The 17,464-nt window shown below is 69.9% G+C and carries 16 protein-coding genes; 10 read left to right on the plus strand and 6 right to left on the minus strand.

Going from position 1 to position 17,464, the window contains the following annotated elements:
* Nucleotides 1–105: 105 nt before the first annotated feature.
* Entirely contained in the window at nt 106–1,698 is a 1,593-nt protein-coding gene (locus LPU61_RS27195; protein WP_229406572.1) for an MFS transporter, read from the minus strand.
* 76 nt (nt 1,699–1,774) lie between these two features.
* On the minus strand, nt 1,775–2,434 hold the full coding sequence (locus LPU61_RS27200; RefSeq protein WP_229406573.1) for a class I SAM-dependent methyltransferase: 660 nt from the start codon (nt 2,432–2,434) through the stop codon (nt 1,775–1,777).
* A 189-nt stretch (nt 2,435–2,623) separates the two neighbouring features.
* Here LPU61_RS27200 and LPU61_RS27205 point away from each other — a divergent pair, with 189 nt between their 5' ends.
* From LPU61_RS27205 to LPU61_RS27240, 8 genes are all read left to right on the plus strand, one after another.
* Nucleotides 2,624–3,220, plus strand: coding sequence for a helix-turn-helix domain-containing protein (locus LPU61_RS27205; protein WP_043961654.1), 597 nt, complete (start codon nt 2,624–2,626; stop codon nt 3,218–3,220).
* Between the two features lie 237 nt (nt 3,221–3,457).
* The gene (locus LPU61_RS27210; protein ID WP_144420159.1) at nt 3,458–4,360 is read left to right on the plus strand and encodes a hypothetical protein; all 903 of its coding nucleotides are present in this window, start codon (nt 3,458–3,460) and stop codon (nt 4,358–4,360) included.
* A 3-nt stretch (nt 4,361–4,363) separates the two neighbouring features.
* Complete coding sequence (locus LPU61_RS27215) at nt 4,364–6,226, plus strand: ABC transporter ATP-binding protein (RefSeq protein ID WP_052503609.1); 1,863 nt, start codon at nt 4,364–4,366, stop codon at nt 6,224–6,226.
* Nucleotides 6,223–8,031 (plus strand): ABC transporter ATP-binding protein, encoded by a 1,809-nt coding sequence (locus LPU61_RS27220; protein ID WP_229406574.1) that lies wholly within the window; start codon nt 6,223–6,225, stop codon nt 8,029–8,031. Before LPU61_RS27215 ends, LPU61_RS27220 begins: the two co-directional genes overlap by 4 nt.
* A 318-nt stretch (nt 8,032–8,349) precedes the next feature.
* Nucleotides 8,350–9,165, plus strand: coding sequence for a hypothetical protein (locus LPU61_RS27225; RefSeq protein ID WP_229406575.1), 816 nt, complete (start codon nt 8,350–8,352; stop codon nt 9,163–9,165).
* Between the two features lie 195 nt (nt 9,166–9,360).
* Entirely contained in the window at nt 9,361–10,164 is an 804-nt protein-coding gene (locus LPU61_RS27230; protein WP_043961656.1) for a phytanoyl-CoA dioxygenase family protein, read from the plus strand.
* Between the two features lie 47 nt (nt 10,165–10,211).
* On the plus strand, nt 10,212–11,477 hold the full coding sequence (locus LPU61_RS27235) for a glycosyltransferase family 4 protein (RefSeq protein ID WP_043961657.1): 1,266 nt from the start codon (nt 10,212–10,214) through the stop codon (nt 11,475–11,477).
* An 88-nt stretch (nt 11,478–11,565) separates the two neighbouring features.
* Nucleotides 11,566–11,934: an MmcQ/YjbR family DNA-binding protein gene (locus tag LPU61_RS27240; protein WP_043961658.1), complete on the plus strand. Its 369-nt coding sequence runs from the start codon at nt 11,566–11,568 to the stop codon at nt 11,932–11,934.
* Between the two features lie 151 nt (nt 11,935–12,085).
* Here the strand turns inward: LPU61_RS27240 and LPU61_RS27245 are convergent, their stop codons facing one another.
* The gene (locus tag LPU61_RS27245; protein ID WP_043961659.1) at nt 12,086–12,760 is read right to left on the minus strand and encodes a TetR/AcrR family transcriptional regulator; all 675 of its coding nucleotides are present in this window, start codon (nt 12,758–12,760) and stop codon (nt 12,086–12,088) included.
* 188 nt (nt 12,761–12,948) lie between these two features.
* On the opposite strand from LPU61_RS27245, the gene LPU61_RS27250 reads away from it, so the two are divergent.
* Together LPU61_RS27250 and LPU61_RS27255 are read left to right on the plus strand one after the other, a co-directional pair.
* Nucleotides 12,949–13,917, plus strand: coding sequence for an NAD(P)-dependent alcohol dehydrogenase (locus tag LPU61_RS27250; protein WP_229406576.1), 969 nt, complete (start codon nt 12,949–12,951; stop codon nt 13,915–13,917).
* A gap of 93 nt (nt 13,918–14,010) precedes the next feature.
* Entirely contained in the window at nt 14,011–14,478 is a 468-nt protein-coding gene (locus tag LPU61_RS27255; protein ID WP_043961660.1) for a DUF6326 family protein, read from the plus strand.
* Nucleotides 14,479–14,502: 24 nt separating this feature from the next.
* Here the strand turns inward: LPU61_RS27255 and LPU61_RS27260 are convergent, their stop codons facing one another.
* The 3 genes from LPU61_RS27260 to LPU61_RS27270 form a co-directional block, all read right to left on the minus strand.
* Nucleotides 14,503–15,678: an SGNH/GDSL hydrolase family protein gene (locus tag LPU61_RS27260; RefSeq protein WP_229406577.1), complete on the minus strand. Its 1,176-nt coding sequence runs from the start codon at nt 15,676–15,678 to the stop codon at nt 14,503–14,505.
* 109 nt (nt 15,679–15,787) lie between these two features.
* Nucleotides 15,788–16,765, minus strand: a complete 978-nt coding sequence (locus LPU61_RS27265) for a CPBP family intramembrane glutamic endopeptidase (protein ID WP_043961662.1) — start codon at nt 16,763–16,765, stop codon at nt 15,788–15,790.
* A complete protein-coding gene (locus LPU61_RS27270; RefSeq protein WP_229406578.1) occupies nt 16,762–17,370 on the minus strand; it encodes a hypothetical protein in 609 nt (202 codons plus the stop codon). Before LPU61_RS27270 ends, LPU61_RS27265 begins: the two co-directional genes overlap by 4 nt.
* Nucleotides 17,371–17,464 lie beyond the last annotated feature (94 nt).

Genomic DNA, 17,464 nt, shown 5'->3' on the forward strand with positions numbered 1-17,464 from the left:
GGCGTCCCGGCCGCGGACGCCGGCGCACCCGAACGCTTGTCGGCGTCACGGCCGGGCCCGCCGGCCGCCCGGCGGGCCCGGCGTTCGCCGGGGGTGGATCGGGCGTTACGCGGCGATGGCGTCGCTGGTCGAGTGCGACGGGGTGGCCGGCGTGGTGGGCATGGTCCGTCGCGGGCCCCGGGCCAGGACGTAGACGAAGAGGATCGTCATGACGGCGACTCCCGCCCACATGGCCTGACGCCAGCCGTCGACGAACGACTCCTGGGCGGCGCGGATGAGGGCAGGTGCCTGGGCGCCGGCGGTGTCGGCGGTGTCGATGGCGTTGGCGATGCCCTCGCGGGCGGTGTCGGCGGTGTCGGTGGGGACCGTGGCGAGGCGAGGGGTGATGGCGTCGCGGTAGCCGGCGGTCAGGACCGCCCCGAGGAGGGCGACGCCGAGAGCGGTGCCGAACTCGCGGGTGACGTCGTTGAGGGCGGACGCGACGCCTTGGCGTTCGCGGGGCAGAGCGGAGGTGATGGCCTCGGTGGAGGGGGTCTGGGTCAGGCCCATGCCGAGTCCCATGGCGAGCATGCCGGGCAGGATCGTCAGGTAGCCGCCGTCGACGGAGACGAGGGCGGCCATCAGCGCCAGGCCGGTGCCGCCGAGCAGGATCCCGGCCCCCATCGTCGCGCGGGCTCCGGCCCGGGCGGCCACGCGCGGGGCGAGTCCGGAGGCGAGCATCATCATCGCTGCCATGGGCATGAGCGCGAGGGTGGAGCGCAGTCCGGACCAGCCGAGAACGGCCTGGAAGTAGGGGAACAGCACGACGAAGATCCCGGCCTGGACGCCGAAGAGGGCCAGCAGTGCCAGTGAGCCGCTGGCGAGGCGCCGGTCGCGGAACAGGCGCACGTCGAGCAGGGGTGCCACCCGGCGTAGTTCCCAGGCCACGAACCCGAGGGCGGCGACCACGCCGACGAGCAGGCTGGCCAGGGTGACGGGTGCGGTCCAACCGTGGACCGGGCCCTCGTGCAGGACGTAGATGAGCGCGACCACGGCGATCACCGAGGTCAGTGACCCGACCAGGTCGAAACCGTGCTGCGACCTCTCGCGGGAGTTCGGGACAGCTCGCAGGGCCGCGACGGTGGCTGCGGCGACGAGCACGACCGGCAGCAGGAACAGCCACCGCCAGTTCGCCCAGTCGACGAGGACCGCGGACAGGTACATGCCGAGGATGCCGCCGCCGCCGGCGACGCCGGTCCAGACGCCGATCGCCTTGGAGCGTTCCCCGTCGGGGAACGTCGAGGTGATCACGGCCAGGGTGACCGGCATGATCATGGCGGCCCCGACGCCGGCGAGCAGCCGGGCGGCGATCATCATCTCGGAGGACGTGGCCAGCCCCGCCGCCGCGCTGGCGACGCCGAACAGGGCCAGCCCGGCGAGCAGGATCGGTTTGCGGCCCACCCGGTCGCCGAGGGCGCCGAGTGGGAGCAGCAGCGCGGCCAGGCTGAGGGTGTAGATGTTGATCATCCAGAGGACGGTGCTCTGGGAGGCGTCGAACGCGACAGCGATCTGCGGCTGAGCGACGTTGAGCCCGGAGACCGAGGCGATGACCGCCATCAGGGCGATACACACCGCGATCAGGATGGCACGGCGCTGGCGCGGGTCGCGGATCGTCGCGTCGGGGACGCTCACGCTCGGGGACCTGTCGGGGGCGGGCATGCGCGGGTTCCTTCCAAGGGGCGCGATGGGGTACGCCGGGAGGGACCTCGGTCCCCGGCGTCGGGAGAGGGTGGGGTCAGCGGCGGCGGGTGGCGCGTACGACGACGTCGTGCAGCGTGACCGGTTGGCCGCCGGGCCCGGGGATCGGGCGCTGGTGCTCCTCGGCGGTGACGACCTCCCAGTCGGCTTCGTCGAGGCCGGTCGTGATGTCGGCGAGGGTGACCGTCGCCTCGGCGGGATGACCGTGGCCGTGACCGTGGTCGTGGCCGTGGTCGTGGCCGTTGCCTTGCGAGGTGTGCAGGTGCCCGACGATCAGCAGGGTGCCGCCGGGTGCCACCCAGTCGCAGATGCGCTGGTAGAACGCCAGTTGCGGCATCGCGGGATGCGCATAGTGGGTGGTGACCAGGTCGAAGCGCCGGCCCGGTTCCCAGCCGGTCAGGTCCGCCTCGACCCACCGGATGGGCCCCGTCGGCCCGCTGGCGGCGGCGCGGACGGCAGCGTGGGCGAGGGCGTCGGCGGAGATGTCGGCGGCGGTGACCTGCCAGCCACGGGAGGCGAGCCAGATCGCCTCGGCACCGGCGCCGCATCCGGCGTCCAGGGCGGTGCCCGGTGCCAGGCCGGCGGTCTCTCGGGCGAGGTACGGGTTGGGTGGGTTGCCGGCCATGGAGCCGGGCCGACCGGCGTGGGTCTGCTGCCAGTGCTGTTGCCAGTAGGCCTTGTCGAAGCTGTGCGTCATCGGACGGCCTGCGCGTTCGTCAGCCGGGCGACGGCCCGGTCGGTGTCCTCGCCGACGATCTCGTCCCGCACCAGCTCTGTCTGATCTAGCATGTGACCTGCCCTTTCGCGGTCTCCTCCGGTCGTGACCCGATCCTGGGCGCCCCGGCGAAGATGCGCAAAGTTTCTTGCCGAATGGCAAAGTGGGTGCATGGACGAGAACCTGGACCGCACCCTCGACGCGGTCGGCCCGCGGCTGAAGCAGCTGCGGCAGCGCCGCAACATCACCCTCACCGATCTGGCCGAGGAGACCGGCATCTCGGCCAGCACCCTCTCGCGCCTCGAAGCCGGCCTACGGCGCCCCACGCTCGAGCAGATGCTCCCGCTCGCCCGCGCCCACAACGTCACCATCGACGAACTCGTCGACGCCCCGCTGACCGGCGATCCCCGCATCAACCTGCGTCCGATCGCCACCGGCGACGGCTCCACCATCCTGCCGCTGACCCGCCGGCCCGGCGGCATCCAGGCCTACAAGTTCGTCCTGCCCGCAGGCGACGACAACCGCGTACCCGAGCTGCGCACCCATGAGGGCTACGACTGGGTCTACGTCCTCAACGGCACCCTGCGCCTGGTCCTCGGCGACGACGACCTCACCCTGCAACCCGGGGAAGCCGCCGAGTTCGACACCCGCACCCCCCACTGGTTCGGCGCCACCAGCGCCGGGCCCGTCGAGTTCCTCAGCCTCGTCGGCAGGCAGGGAGAACGCGCACACGTACGCGTCACGCCGAAACCGGGGACGCCGCACTGAGCGGCGGGAACCGCTGACCGACCTCCGACCCGTCGACGCCGGCTGATCATGCCGGTCGGGGCTCCGCCGGCTGAGCCCGGGTTGGCAGGATGTGGCCGACGAGCCGGCGGCCGGCCGTCCTCGCGTTACCGTCGTCGGACGACGAGACCGTTTGCGACATCGTGTCGAGGAGGTCTGATGGGCGCGACGCCGGTAGCGGGTGGCCCGGCAGATCCGTCTCCGGCGAAGGTGACGCTGATGCCGCATTCCTCGCCTGACGAACTGCACCGTCGGATGCTCCAGGCACCTCCGGCCGAACTCGACGGTGCCGCTCCGGTGCAGGTCCACTCCCTGGTCTCCCACAAGCACGTTCCGTTGTACCTGTTCGCCATCAAGTCACTCGCCGGCTACTGGCGCCAGGTGGGGGCGGTCGTGCACGACGACGGCTCGTTGACCGACGCCGACCGGGCGCTGCTGGAGGAACAGGTCCTGGGCGTCCGCGTCATCCGGCGGCCCGACGCCGACGACATGGTCCAGGCCATGCTCGGGGACCATCCACTCCTCGCGGAGGTCCGGCGGAGGAACGTCCGCATCCTGCAACTCGTCGACTACTTCCTGCTCGGCGACGCCGACCTGGTCATCGGCATGGACAGCGACATCCTCTTCTTCGGCGAACCGCTGGAGGTGGTGCGGTGGGCCGCCGCCACCGAGCGGCAGCCGGCCTTCATGTACTCGCAGGAGCGGTTCGCGTCGGGGCGACTGCCGGGCGGTGTGCGGTGGATTCCCGAGGCGTTACCCGACGTGCCGTACGTGCCGCACATGTGCTGCGGTTTCGTCTGCGCGCACCGTCGCCGCTTCCTCGACCTCGACTACCTGGAGGTCATGATGGATCGGACGCCCCGGGAGATCCTCTTCCGCCCCCGCCATGTCACCCAGATGTTCTACTCGGTGCTGGGCGGGCGGCTCGGTGACGCGGCCCAGCCGCTCGGTGAGCCCTATCGCTCGGGGCCGTGGAGCAGGCTGCCGCCTGCGGAGAACCGCGTCCTGTGCCACTACTTCGCATCCATCGAGTCGGCGGAGGCCGAGGACAACATCCGCCGGCTCCCCGAGCTGTTCCGGCGTGCGCTCCAGCAGCTCGAAGGCGCGGAACAGCGTGGTTGACCCATGAGCGGCGCGGCCCTGCGCACGCCGCCGTTGTGGGAGAACGTGAACCCGTCCGGTGTGCGGGCGGTGTACGTCGAACGGCGCAGGCTGCTCGGGTTGCTACGCCACGCGGACCGACGGTGGCTGGCTGCCCTGGTCGCGTCCCTCGTCGTCGTCGTGGCGGTCGGCCCGATCACCGTCGCGGCCACCCGCGGACTCGTCGACGCCATGCTCTCGAGGTCGGGAGAGTTCGTCCGGCTGGCCGTCGCCGTCGCCCTCCTGATGTTCGTCCGGCAGTTCGCGGAGATCGCCGGATCGACCCTGCGGGCCTCGATCGCCAGGCAGGTCGACGGTGCCGTGCGCGCCGAGCTTCGACGTATCGCCTCCCGGCCGCCCGGTATGGCCCACCTGGAGGATCCCGCCTTCCAGGACGTGGCGCTGCGCGCCGCGGACCAGGGCGTGGCGTGGCGCGACAGGTCCGCCGGTCTGGCGGCCGTGGGCCAGTTGTCGCTGACCGGCCGGATCCTCTCCGCGGCGGCCATGGCCGTGGCGCTCGGCGCCTACTTCCCGGTCCTGGCGGCAGTGCTGTTCCTGCTCTCCGTCACCTCGCGGTGGATCGCCGTCCGGCAGTGGATGCACCTCGAGTCGGTCAAGGACGCGGCGATGCCGGAGCGGCGCAAGGTCGACTACTGGGCGGAGTTGGCGGCCGGGCCCGAGGCCGCGAAGGAGGTCCGCCTGTTCGGTCTCGCCGGGTGGGTGGTCGAACGCCGGGCCGCTGCCCACCTCGCCTGGCTGGCCGACTACTGGAAGTTGCGGCGGAGGGTTCTCCGTAGCCAGAAGACGGCGGCCGTGCTGGCCGTGGTCTGTGCCGGTCTGGCACTCGGGGTCCCCGGCCGTGCGGCCTTCGACGGTCGGATCAGCGTGGGGGCGTTGGCGTCGTGTCTGGTCGCTGCCTGGGGCATCTTCGCCGTCGCCGCCCTCGGTGCCGAGGCACACGACATCGAGTACGGCAAGGATCCGATGCGGGCGCTGGCCGTCCTTGAGCGCGTGCAGGTCGAACCGCGGCGGAAGCTGCAGCCGCCGCCCGCGACGATCCCGACCATCAGGTTCGAGGAGGTGTTCTTCTCGTATCCCGGTCAGCCCCGCCCTGTCATGAACGGACTCGACCTGACCATCCGGGCGGGGGAGCGGCTGGCCCTAGTGGGGGTGAACGGGGTGGGGAAGACGACCCTGATCAAGCTCCTCGCGGGCCTGTACGAGCCGACGGGGGGACGGATCACGGTGGACGGGGTCGACCTGCGCGACCTCGACCCCGAGGCGTGGCGGCGCAGGGTCACCGCGCTGTTCCAGGACTTCGTCCACTATCCGCTGACCCTCCGCGACAACATCACCCTGGCCGCCCCGGAGGTGGAGACCGACGACGCCGAGCTCGACGAGTTGATCCGGCGTGCCGGGGCGGGGGCTCTGCTGGCGGGCCGGCCCCGCGGCCTGGACACGTCGCTGTGGCGTACGGGGACCGCCGGCACCGACCTCTCGGGCGGGCAGTGGCAGAAGCTCGCGATGGTACGAACGCTCCACGCGGTCGACAAGGGGCGGCAGGTGGTGCTGCTCGACGAGCCGACGGCGCACCTCGACGTCAGGGCGGAGGCGGAGTTCCACCAGCGGATCCTGGGGTCGATACCGGCCGCCTCGGTGGTGGTGATCTCACACCGGTTCTCCACCGTCCGGGCGGCCGACCGGATCGTGCTCCTCGACGGTGGGCGGATCACCGAAGAAGGTGATCACGACTCCCTGATGGCCGACGGCGGGACGTACGCCAGGCTCTTCACGCTCCAGGCGTCGAGGTTCACGGCCCGGCACCCGCATCGGGAGTCCCCGGGGTGACCGTGCCGGCGAGCCTGCGGATGGCGCTCCACACCCTGCGGCTCAGCTACCGCGCGGATCCCCGGGTGACCTGCTTCGTCGGGGTCCTCGTCCTTCTCCAGGCCGGCCTCGTCGCCGCCACTGCGAGCGCCCAACGGTGGCTGGTCGATGCGGCGGGCACCCGCATGCTCGCCGGGCTCGTCGAGGCCGTCGTGGTCGGCATCCTCGCCTACGTCATGCAGGTCGTGGGCCAGCGGCTGGCCCTCAACTTTCGCAACGACCTCGTCAACCGCGTCCAGATGGCCATGGAGCAGGAGATCACGGAGACAGCGGCCCGGATCCCGACGATCGAGCACCTGGAGCGCGCCGAGTTCCTCAACCAGATCACGATGCTGCGGCGTGGAACGGTTGCCCTGACCACCACCGGCTGGGCGGCGGCCTACGCCGTGTCCGCCGGAGTCGGACTGTGCCTGAGCGTCTGGCTGTTGGCGGATCTCCACCCGCTGCTCACCATTCTGGCGCCGTGCGCCCTGCCGATCCTCGTCCTGACCAACCGGGCCCGGAAGATCCAGCAGCAGGCGTTCGACGCGACTGCGGAGCCGCTGCGGCAGGAGGCCGCGCTGCATGAGCTGTGCCTGCGACCCGGCCCTGCGAAGGAAGTGCGGATCAGCGGGAACGCCGAGAGGCTGAACCGGCTCGCGCAGCAGTTGTGGACGAGGGCCGCCCGCGAAGAGGGGGCGGCGCGGCTCCGGGGCCTGGGCATCGAGGCAGCCGGCTGGGCGCTCTACTACGGAGCCCTGGCCGTCACCCTCGTCCTCGTCGGGCACCTGATGGCGTCCGGGCGGACCACCGCGGGTGGTGCCGTCCTGCTCATCTCGCTCGCCGGTCAACTGCGCACCCAGCAGCAGGCGGTGGTCGATGCGATCACCCAGGTCGCTGCCGGTGGGCGGATCGCCGAACATCATCTCTGGCTCACGAGATACGCGTCGGCGTCCCGTGCCGGGGTGCTGCCGCCGCCAACGCGGTTGACCCGGGGAATCGTCCTGGATCGGGTCTCCTTCACCTATCCCGGCACCGAGGAGCGCGTGTTGGACGGGGTGGACCTCGTCGTTCCCGCAGGCTGCTCGATCGCTGTCGTGGGGGAGAACGGGGCGGGCAAGAGCACCCTCATCAAGCTCCTCATGGGGGTGCTTCGTCCGACCGGAGGCACCATCACCGTCGACGGGGTCGACCTCACGCGACTGGACGCGTCCGGATGGGCGGCGGCGAGCACCGGTACGCTCCAGGACTTCCTGAAGCTCCAGGTCCCGGTGCGGGAATCGGTCGGCGCGGGCGACCTGCGGAAGATCGGGGACGTCGTCGCCGTCGACGGTGCCCTGCGGCGTGCCGCCGCCGCGCAGTTCGTCCACGAACTTCCCGAAGGCATCGAGACCCTCCTCGGCAGGCTCTTCGGCGGGATCGAGCTGTCGCACGGGCAGTGGCAGCGACTCGCCGTCGCGCGAGGGCTGATGCGCACGAGCCCGTTGCTCCTCGTCCTGGACGAGCCGACCGCGGCCCTCGATGCGCAGTCCGAGCACGACCTGTTCGAACTCTTCACCAGGCAGGCTCGCGAGTACGGCGGTGACGGGGCGATCACGGTGCTGGTGTCCCACCGCTTCTCGACGGTCCACCTGGCCGACCGCATCGTCGTCGTCTCCGGCGGCAGGATCATCGAGCAGGGCACGCATCCGGAGCTGTTGGCGGCCGGGGGCGAGTACGCGAGCCTCTACCGCCTCCAGGCGGAGGCATATGGGCACCGGGCCCGCCCTCGTCGCCGCCCCGCATAGCACCGTCGTCGCCGGAGACGCCCGGTGCGGGCCGCAGACGTCTTCCGAGCTCACTACCCGTGACGTCGGGCATCCAGCCAGCGTGGAATGACCTTCCGACAAGGACTGTGGACATCACGCGTCGACGTATGGAAAGATCGGTGTTCGTCACTGCGTTTAAGGTATATCCGCTATGCGGGTGGCCGGGAAGAACGCTTGCCGCTGGCTGACTGTCGGTGCTGGGCGATAAAGCCGATCCGCGGCTCGGCGCGTTGGGCGCCGTTGCCGAGGTCGCAGTGGGATCCATGATGAGTCGCGGCATGGATGAAAAGAGGAGAAGTGCGCGCTGACGGCAATCTGATCAACGATTCCGCACTTCCGAGAGGTCGCCGTCGCGACGATGGCGGGTCTGCCGACTTTCTTCCTGCGCCGCCTGGAGGGCGGTCCGTTCTCGGCGACGTCATTGGTCCGCTGGAAATGAGGATGGTCGGTCCCGAGGTCGTCTACCGGGCCATTGCCGGCAGCAGGCACGAGCTTCTGCTGGCGTTGCCCGTCGAGTGGAAGCGAACGGGGCCGGCGCTGGATGTTATCGCCGGGTGCCGGCTGGCGCGGGCGGGAATTCGGGTCAAGGCATACGTCAGTGCCGAGTGCCGGGTCGGTGAGACGACCATCGACGGGGCGGTCCGGCGGCTCATCCGTTCCGGCGCATCCGTCTTCACGACTTCGGAATCGTTGCCGCGACTCAGTGTGGTGGATGGAAGACTGCTGATGTCCGCCCTGAACCAGCGCGGGTATGACAGTGGCGGCCTCGCCGGCCGGGAACTTCCCTTCCTGGGGCTCATGCTTCGGTCGATGCACGCGCATGCCTTGGCCCTGCCCGCCGAGTTCCCGGGCGACGAGTCCACCGAGTCGCTGAGCCGGGAGGTGCTGCACCAGCTCGTCAGCGGTTTCAAGGACGAGGCCGCCGCACGCAGGGTCGGCATGTCCCTGCGCACCTATCGCCGGAGCGTGGCGCGGTGGATGACCCGTCTCGGCGCGCAGAGCCGCTTCCAAGCGGGATACGAGGCGGCTGTTCAGGGCCTCCTCTTCAGCCGGACGCGTCGAGACGGTGGACCGAACGAGGGCGCGGCGGTGCCCGGGGAATTCGCCGGTTAGCCCTTTGCGTCCACGCCGAGCTGGGCGGGCGGGCTGGCATGAACCTGCCAGTGTCGCCGTCCGGACTTTGCCCCCTCCTACGCTCGGAGTTGGTCCGGGGTCGCCGGACCACACCCAGAGTTCCACGAGGCCCTTGTCCAGCGGCGCGGCGAATTGCCGGGTGACCGTACCGAGGTCGTGACCTCAGGAGGCCCTATGCTCATCCCTCCGTCGCAGACGCAGCCGATGTCCACTCGCGAGCTGTACCTGTTCGACACCATGGGGCTGTTGCGGATACCCGGGTTCCTCTCCCCTGACGCCGTCGAGGTGTGCCGGGCCGAAGTGCGGCGTCTGTCGTCGACGGCGGCACTCGGCGACGGTGAGAAGGAGAAGGTCGAAGACCTGGTGGGGAACAGCGCCCACTTCGCCGAGTTGGCGGCCAGTGAGGCGGTGCGGGCGCTGGTGGAACCGCTCGTCAACCAGCCGTACCGGCTCATCGAGAGCTATGCGCTGCGGCGCACCCGGCAGAGCGTCTTCTATCTCCACAACGGCAGCGGCGAGGTGCTGCATTACGCGGGGGACCGGGTTGCCCGACGGAACATGAGCTATATGCACACGTTCCATGACGGGAAGCTCTACTGCATGTTCGTCAAGGTTCTGATCTATCTGAGCGACGTCCTGAGTGACGACGATGGACCCTTCTGCTACCTGCAGGGATCGCACAAGGCCAACTTCGCCTGGTTTCCGGACGGTGACTCGGGTTCGCCGAATGCGTGGGTCTCGGAGACAGGCAACCCAAGGGCGGCCCTCACGAGGGAGAACTTCCCGTCGCTGGAATTCGTCCGGGCGAGGGCCGGGGACGCTCTGGTGATCAACGAGGCGCTGTTGCACGGCTCGCTCCAGAAGGCGTCCGGGGGCGAACGGATCCTGACCGCACTGGGCTTCGCCCCGTCGTTCGTGACGGACTGGAAGCGCCTCGATCCCCGGTCGGACGACATCCAGCGGCTGGGTCACTACTAGCTTCGCCCCCTCAAGAGCCCTCGTCTCCTTCCCCGGCGGTTGACGGCATGCGTGTACTGATGATCAGCAGTGACTACCCTCCCCGGCCCCGCAGCGGCATCGGAGTGCATGCCGCAGCCCTCGCCGGGGCTCTGCGCAGGCTGGGCGTCTCGGTAACGGTCATCACGACGGGGTCGAAACCGGAGAGCGGCCGCGACGGTGACGACCACTACTGCGGGACGCTCGGCGCGGAGATCCTGTCCCTCCCCGGTGAGGCGTCGGCCACGTTGAGCATGTTGCACCGCAACGTGGGCATGGCGGCGGCCGCCGGAAAGCTGCCCGCCGGCTTCGACCTGGTCCACTGCCACGACTCGCGAGCCGTCCTGGCGGCACGTGCCGTCGCCGACCTGTGGGATCTCCCGCTGGTCATGACGAAACACTACGACCGTTCGGCGGGCGGCACCCACCTCGACGAGGACACCTCCGACCGGGTCATGCTCGACTACGAACAACGGCTCGAACGGTGGGGGTTGGAGCGCAGCACCGTCGTCATCGCGGTCAGCCAGTCCCTCGCGCGGGGGGTCCGTACGTCCGTCGGCCGGGCGGTCGAGAACCTCGTCGTCATCCCCAACGGGACCGAGTTCCACGACACCGCCCGGGACGCCCCGGCGTCGTCGCTCGGCGGGCCGCGAACCCGACAGGTCGAACTTCTCCAGGTGGGACGACTGGTCCACCAGAAGGGCTGTGACCTGTCGATCGCGGCGTTGAGCCTGCTGCGCGATCTTCCCGTCCGTCTCGTGGTCGCGGGCGACGGCCCGGCCCGGCCCCAACTGGAAGGTCTCGCACGGTCGCTCGGCGTGCGCGACCGGGTCACCTTCCTCGGCTACGTGGCCAGGAGCCGGCTGGAGACGCTGTACGCGGACGCGCAGATCGCGCTGGTGCCGAGCAGGTTCGATCCCTTCCCCATCGCCGTCTGCGAGGCGCAGGCCGTCGGCAAGGTGGTCATCGGGGCGCGGATCGGCGGGATCCCCGAGCAGATCGACCACCTGGAGACCGGGATCCTCACCCCGCCCGAGGACCACATCGCGCTGGCCGGATGGATCCGTTGGGTGCTGGCAGATCCCGACCGCGCCCGCACCCTGGGCGAACGAGCCGGCTCCCACGCGCGGGCGGCGTACTCCTGGGACCGTATCGCGGAGGCGACCCTGCGGCAGTACCAGGTGGCTCGGGAAACCTTCGCTGCGGCAGGGCAGCCCCGCCGGCCTGTCGCCGACCTGGACGCCGTGGCGGCGGTGGATGCGGTACGTCCGACCGACACCGGAGGCGACAGGTGACCTCGCGGCACCGGGCGACCCCGGGATCGCCAGTGTTGGATGCTTGGGGAAGGACGTACGTCCTCAGGCGTCGTTGTAGCCTCTGCGGATGGCTGATGCCGACGATGTGCGCCGTCTGGCGCTCGCGCTGCCCCACGTGGTGGAGATCGACAGCGACGGCTTCGACTTCCGGGTGGAGAACAAGGGATTCGTCTGGTCCTATCCGGAACGCCTGCCGGGGAGACCGCGGGTCATCCGCACCGACATCGCGGTGCTCTACGTCGGCGATGAGGCGGAGAAGCAGGCGCTGCTCCTCGGCGAGCCCGACCTGTTCTTCACGGCGACCGGCTACGACGGCTTTCCCTTGGTGATGTTGCGCCTCACCGAGGTGTCGGTCGAGCGGCTGGCCGAACTGATCACCGATGCGTGGCGGATGCGGGCGCCAGCTGAGCTGCAGGGGACCCTGCAGGGCGGGTGACCGCGCGGGGCGGGGCATCCTGGTGCGGGCGGCAATCTGATGGGTCTTCATCCCGAACGCTCGGGCGACGGGATGAACTCCTGTAGCGGCCCGACCCTGTCGCTGGCGGAGCTCCGCCCACAAGAGGGCGCGCGACGGTCCGTCGGCGTCGCTATGCGGAGGCTCTCAGGGGTTCGAGGGCGGCCAGGACGAGGTCGAGCCCGAACATGAACTCCTCTGCCGGGTCGTAGCCGGCGGCGACGAGCGCCGCGGCGGACTCGTTGAGGTAGGGGAACTCGTCGGGAGGAAGCTGGGGGAGGAAGACGTCCTTGGCCATGTCCGCGAATTCGTTGGCGGTGTCGAACGGCAGGCTGGCTTCCTGCAGGGCGAACCCGTAGACGTAGACGTCGAGCAGCCAGTTGGCGTGTGTCGCCATCAGAACCGAAAAGCCGGCCCTCCGCAGGCAGGCGGTGACCGCTTCGCGGTGGCGCAGGTGCGCGGGCCCCGGGGATGTCCGGGACTCCATCAGGCCGATCGCCCACGGATGGCGTGCGAGAACCTGTCGGGCGGATACCGCCCGCCGTCGCATCGCCGACTGCCAGTCGGTTTCCTCGGGCGGGAGCTCGATCTCCTCGAACACGACGTCGATCATCGCGTCGAGCAGTTCCTCCTTGTTCGCCACGTAGTGGTAGAGCGACATCGCTCCCGCGCCGAGCGCGCCAGCCAGCCGGCGCATGCTCAGCCCGTTGACCCCCTCGCGGTCGGCGAGCCGGATCGCCTCGACCACCACCCGCTGCTTGCTGAGCCCCGCGTCTGACGCGACCTGGCGTTGCTTCCTGGCAGACACGGGTCTCCTCGCTCCCTCGGACGGCTTGACAATCGTACACCGTACGAGGATAGTACGGTGTACGACGTACGGTGTACGAGTCGGCGCGGGCCGCAGCTCGGACGCGAGGAGGTCCTGTGGGAAACGAACAGCGATCGAACGCCTCAGCACGCCTGGTGCCAGGGGCCGGTCCGGCCGAGGCGGCGACGATGCGGGCCGCCGTCCAGCACCGCTACGGCCCGCCCTCGGTGCTCGAGTCGTCCGAGGTCGGGCTTCCGCTGCCCGGTCGAAACGATGTGCTCGTCCAGGTGGGCGCGGCCTCAGTGCATCCTGGCGACTACTTCGTCATGACCGGAAAGCCGTACGTGGTGCGCCTGGTGTTCGGGTTCCGCCGGCCGCGTAACGGGATCCCTGGCAGGGACCTCGCCGGCGTCGTGGCAGCGGTCGGAAAGGACGTCGCCGCTCTCCGCCCCGGCGACGAGGTGTTCGGCTGGAGCACCGCTGGAGCGCTCGCGGAGTACGCGTGCGTCCCGGCGGACAACCTCGTGCCCGTGCCCGCCAACCTGTCGGCCGTGGATGCGGCGACGGTGCCCACGTCGGCCATGACGGCGTTGCAGGCACTGCGCGACATCGCGAACGTTCGACCGGGCCAGACGGTGCTGGTCACGGGCGCGTCGGGCGGCGTGGGCTCCTTCGCCGTGCAGATCGCCAAGGCGTTCGGCGCCGAGGTGACGGGTGTATGCAGCCCCCGCAACGTCGACCTGGTTCGGTCGCTCGGCGCCGACCACGTCGTCGACTACACGAGGACCGACTTCACCCGCACCGAGAAGCGCTGGGACGTCATCCTCGACAACGTCGAAGCACAGCCCCTGGCGGCTGTCCGCCGCGCGCTGACGCCCACCGGCACCCTCATCCCCAACAGCGGACGCGGCGGCCGCTGGCTCGGCCCCCTCGGCCGGATCGCCAAGGCGCGCCTGCTGTCCGGGTTCACCCGTCAGCGGCTGAAGCCCTTCACGTCCGTCGGGAAGCGCCAGGACCTGCTCACCCTGGCCGACCTGCTCGCGACCGGGCAGATCACGCCCGTCATCGACCGCACCTACCCCCTCGACGAAGCAGCCGACGCCCTCCGGTACGTCGGGGCCGGCCACACCCGAGGGAAGGTCGTCGTCACCGTCTGACGACCGGACCGGCGAGCACGACTCACCCCGTGCGTACGACCCAGACCTGCCGCCACTCGGGCGGACGGACCACTCCTCTCGGAGGAAGAACCGATGACCATCCGAACGACAACCCCGAACCTGCTCGACAACCCGCCGGTCCCCGTGCAGGCCAAGCTCGCCGCCGCATGGACCAGCTTCATGTTCCTCTACATCTACGTCGACTACTTCCACCTCTACAAGCCCGGGACCATCGACGGCATCCTGGTTGGCGTCGTCTTCGAGTTCGACATCAGCCCGGCGTTGATGACCGTGTTCCTCGCGCTGATCTCGATCCCGGCCCTGATGGTGATGCTCTCCATGACGCTACCCGCCCGGGCGAACCGCACCACGAACCTCGTCGTGGCATCGCTGTACATCCCCGTCACGGTGTTCAACGCGGTGGGGGAGTCCTGGGACTGGGCCTCCTTCTACGGCCTCTCCATCGGAATCGAGGTGGTGCTCCTGGCCTTCATCCTGCGCTCCGCCTGGACCTGGCCCCGCCGCGTCGCATCGCCGGTGACCACGGCAGCCGGCGTGTAGCGCCGACCTGAACGACGAGCACGCTCAGGAGGTGGGTCCCGCGAAGGCGCCGTCGGCGCTGAACACCCGCTTCGCGAAGCGTTCGGCGATGCGCCGGTGGGTGGCGGTGTCCGGGTGGAGCTGGTCGGGCAGCGGCAGCTCGGCGAAGTCGGCCTCACCGTAGAGGTCGAGGCCGTCGAGGTGGTGCAGGTTCGGGTCGTCCGCCGACCGCTGCGCGGTGATCCGGGCCAGTTCCTCCCGGATGACGCTGAGCGTGAGCTTGCCGCTCGCCTTCTCGGCCGGGTCGCCGGTGGCCCGGAACCGCGCCTCGCCGGTGGCGAGGGCTGCGAGGTCGAACGTGCCTGGGCCGGGGGTGTCCTCGTGGATCGGGCAATAGATCGGGGAGACCACCAGCAGCGGCGTGGTGGGATGGCCCTCCCGGATGGTGTCGAGGAAGCCGTGCACCGCCGGGGTGAAGGCACGCAGCCGCATCACGTCGGCGTTGACCAGGTTGATGCCGATCTTCACGCTGATCAGATCAGCCGGGGCGTCCCGCATCGTCCGGGCGGTGAACGGGTCGAGCAGCGCGCTGCCGCCGAAGCCGAGGTTCACCAGGTCCACTCCGCCGAGGCGCGCGGCGGCAACCGGCCAGGTGGCGGTGGGACTGGTGGCGTTGGAACCCTGACTGATCGAGCTGCCGTGGTGCAGCCACACCCGGCGGCCCGATGCCGGTACGGGCGCTACCGGGGCGTCGGTACGCAGGGCGACCAGTTCGGTGGTCTCATGGTGCGGCAGCCAGATCTCCAGGTCCTTCACCCGGTCGGGCAGCCCGGTGAAGCGGACGGTGCCGGGAGGACCGGAGCGGCGCCCCATGGTCCCGTTGGTCATGTCGATGGTCACCGTGTCCCCGCCGGTCACGCTGGCCTGGTCGGTCAGCTGGCCGTCGACGAGCAGGTCGTACACGCCGTCCGGGCGGGACGGCAGGCCGATGTAGGTCCATCGGGTGGGCAGCGTGTCCACCTCGACCACGGTCGCGCGGGTGCGCAGGGCCAGTCGCACGCCGGCGGGCTGAGCCTCCACCATGGCGAGCTGGCCGTCGGTGTTCTGGGCGCGCGCCCAGGCGGGCAGCCGGTGCGGCAGCACACCGCAGGCTGTGCGCTGCACGTCGAGCGCTCCGCGCAGCAGGTCGGCGGTGATCGGGGTGGTGATCCAGGAGGACATCGTGCTCTCAATCCAGAGTCGAGGTGTGGTTGCACTCCGGCTGCTTGTTGGCGTGGTGGACACAGTTCGACGACAGCCGCTTTCGGAACCACCCGTCGGCGATCCCACGTCACGACCGCGCGTGACCTGGCGTTCGACTGCGGTCTGAGGCAACCGCTGGCCCTGTTTCGCGGGTGCGCCACCAGATGATTGCGGTGATGACGATGACAGTGAAGGTGGGTACGAGCTGATACGGCGTGCCGACTCCGGCTGAGCGGTCCTGCAGTGCACTACCGAGGTCCACCCGCAGGATTGTGGCCAGGACGAACGTGAACGTGTTGAGGACGGCGTGGAGCATGACCGCGATCTCCAGCCCGCCGGTGCGCCAGGTGATGATGGCCAGTCCGGTCCAGAGTACGAAGTACCAGACGATGATGTACGGATCCGTCGCGCCGTGTGCCGCCGTGAACAGCACGCTCGATAGCAGCACCCCGGCGACCAGTCCCGCCCGTGGGCTGCGGGTCCAGCTTCCGATCACGCGGAAGATCAGCCCACGCACGCCGTACTCCTCGCCGGCTGACTGCAGCGGGGTGAGGAGCATCGTGGCGAGGAGGATGGCGATGAGGTCGGTCTGCGACCAGGGGAACTCCTCGACGGGCGTAAGGGCTCCGAGGGCGTTGACCACCAGCCAGGCGGGACCGAAGATGAGCAGCGACCTGCCGAGCAGGCCGAAGCGGAACCGCGACGTCACGGAGTGCAGGGACGCGCCGGGCACCCCGTAGAGCCACCGCTGGATGAGCATGCTCCACGGAATCAGCAGGCCGAGGGAGAGCATCGAGCTGGCATGGTAGAGCGGCGTGTAGTCGGTGCCGCCCAGGATCGGCGGGGTGTTGCCCATCCGTACGTCGATCAGCGCAGCCGCCCTGCCGAGGACCGTCGGGAAGATGACGAGCCCTGCCAGCAGGAGGATGATGGCGAGAACGCCGCGACCGATCCGGCGTTTGTCGCCGGCGAGGACCCGGTGGTACTCCACTCCGGTGGGGACTGACGGCCCGTTTCGGGGCTCGGCCGAAGTGAGTAGCGAGGTCGGCTTGTTCATCGTGGTCATGGCTTCCTCTGGTGGATGTGGTTACTTCCCGGCTTGGTCGAGCACGCTGTGACGCAGGCGGAGTGCCCGCTCGGTGCTCCCCAGGACGGCCCCGACAGCGAGGGCGAAGTTGAGCCAGACCGGTAGCCGGACGGGCGATTCGAAAGTTCCGATGTTCTCGGCGACAGCACGGAGAGGTAACTGATCGAGCGGCTCAGCGTCGGGTGCTCGCGTTCGATGCGGGCGCGGCGACCTTCGGCGGATTTCGGATCAGGGATGAGCTGGTGCTCCGCGCCGGCGGTGGTGACGTAGTGGCAGCGCTTGAGCCCGAATGCACTGATCGCCACCTCGATGGTGCCGCCCTGGACGGGGAAGGCGGCCGGGAGTACGGACTCGGCGTGGTGCCTGCCGTCGAGATAGAGGTGCGCTCTTGCCTTGCCGCCTTCCGGGTCGGTCCGGCGTGGGATGTCGACGGCGTAAACCGTCTGCCGGCCGCCCCCGTGCGGCAGCGGTAGGTGGAACAGCGCGCGGAAGGGCAGCTGCCACCATCGGAGGCATTTCAACGCCCGCCCGTCTCCGCCGGTGATGCGCTTGACTACCCGCTGTCGCCGCCACTCCTCGATCATGTTTCCTCACTCGCCGTCGACCGCCGCTTCCCACTAATACGCTGTACTAGTGGCAACGCTAGCACGGCGTGCTAGTACGATGTACTAGGAGGTG

The sequence above is a fragment of the Micromonospora sp. NBRC 110038 genome (assembly GCF_020884815.1).
Taxonomy (GTDB): Bacteria; Actinomycetota; Actinomycetes; order Mycobacteriales; family Micromonosporaceae; genus Micromonospora; species Micromonospora haikouensis.

Bases quoted from the DNA above. Each gene is read 5' to 3' on its own strand.
- LPU61_RS27195 (WP_229406572.1), bottom strand. From the start codon at position 1,698: ATGCCCGCCCCCGACAGGTCCCCGAGCGTGAGCGTCCCCGACGCGACG.
- LPU61_RS27200 (WP_229406573.1), bottom strand. From the start codon at position 2,434: ATGACGCACAGCTTCGACAAGGCCTACTGGCAACAGCACTGGCAGCAG.
- LPU61_RS27205 (WP_043961654.1), top strand. From the start codon at position 2,624: ATGGACGAGAACCTGGACCGCACCCTCGACGCGGTCGGCCCGCGGCTG.
- LPU61_RS27210 (WP_144420159.1), top strand. From the start codon at position 3,458: ATGCCGCATTCCTCGCCTGACGAACTGCACCGTCGGATGCTCCAGGCA.
- LPU61_RS27215 (WP_052503609.1), top strand. From the start codon at position 4,364: ATGAGCGGCGCGGCCCTGCGCACGCCGCCGTTGTGGGAGAACGTGAAC.
- LPU61_RS27230 (WP_043961656.1), top strand. From the start codon at position 9,361: ATGCTCATCCCTCCGTCGCAGACGCAGCCGATGTCCACTCGCGAGCTG.
- LPU61_RS27235 (WP_043961657.1), top strand. From the start codon at position 10,212: ATGCGTGTACTGATGATCAGCAGTGACTACCCTCCCCGGCCCCGCAGC.
- LPU61_RS27240 (WP_043961658.1), top strand. From the start codon at position 11,566: ATGGCTGATGCCGACGATGTGCGCCGTCTGGCGCTCGCGCTGCCCCAC.
- LPU61_RS27250 (WP_229406576.1), top strand. From the start codon at position 12,949: ATGCGGGCCGCCGTCCAGCACCGCTACGGCCCGCCCTCGGTGCTCGAG.
- LPU61_RS27255 (WP_043961660.1), top strand. From the start codon at position 14,011: ATGACCATCCGAACGACAACCCCGAACCTGCTCGACAACCCGCCGGTC.
- LPU61_RS27260 (WP_229406577.1), bottom strand. From the start codon at position 15,678: ATGTCCTCCTGGATCACCACCCCGATCACCGCCGACCTGCTGCGCGGA.
- LPU61_RS27265 (WP_043961662.1), bottom strand. From the start codon at position 16,765: ATGACCACGATGAACAAGCCGACCTCGCTACTCACTTCGGCCGAGCCC.
- LPU61_RS27270 (WP_229406578.1), bottom strand. From the start codon at position 17,370: ATGATCGAGGAGTGGCGGCGACAGCGGGTAGTCAAGCGCATCACCGGC.